Genomic DNA, 613 nt, shown 5'->3' with positions numbered 1-613 from the left:
AAACAGCTCCGCCGCAAACGGATAAAGCGCAAATACCACTACGAATAGAGAGACTCCCCCATAGGTCAGCACCCCGCCCACGCAAACGATGCAAGTGATCGAGTAGCTGCTTCCAAAAACTTTGGAAATGGCAGTCACGATAGAGCGTGCAAAACCCGAAACCTCGATCAATTTCCCAAAAACAGCGCCGAGCATGAACACGGGAAAATAGAGCTTCAGGAGCCCAACCATCTTGTCCATGAACAGTCCACTGTACGCAGGCGCAACCATCGTTGGCTCAGTAAGAAGCACTGCACCCAATGCCGCGATTGGAGCAAACAGGATAACGCTGAAGCCCCTGTAGGCCACGAACATCAAGAATCCCAGCGATGCCAGGCAAATCAATAGACTACTCATCAGACGCTCGCTTTTATTTTTTTAAGTCGCACGTTCCGTTGTCAGCGGCGTTTTACCCCGAGGAGCCGCCGACAATTCCGCTGTCACGTAATGCTCCGATTTGCTGGTCACTCAGTCCCAGAACGTCAGCAAGAATTTCATCGGTGTGCTGCCCTAGCTCGGGTGCAGGTTGCACTGCTTGACGAGACATGTGGCCGAATCTGAGCGGCGTACCGGC

The 613-nt window shown here is 52.9% G+C and carries 1 pseudogene; it reads right to left on the bottom strand.

Annotation, left to right across the window (positions count from 1 at the left end):
- A pseudogene (locus AC1DSG_RS31590) lies at window positions 1–396 on the bottom strand (GntP family permease); the annotation flags it as partial.
- Between the last annotated feature and the right edge of the window lie 217 nt (window positions 397–613).

Source organism: Pseudomonas sp. P5_A12, assembly GCF_056400685.1.
The sequence above is the reverse complement of the archived record's forward strand: the minus strand, read 5'-3'. Positions and strand labels throughout refer to the sequence as shown.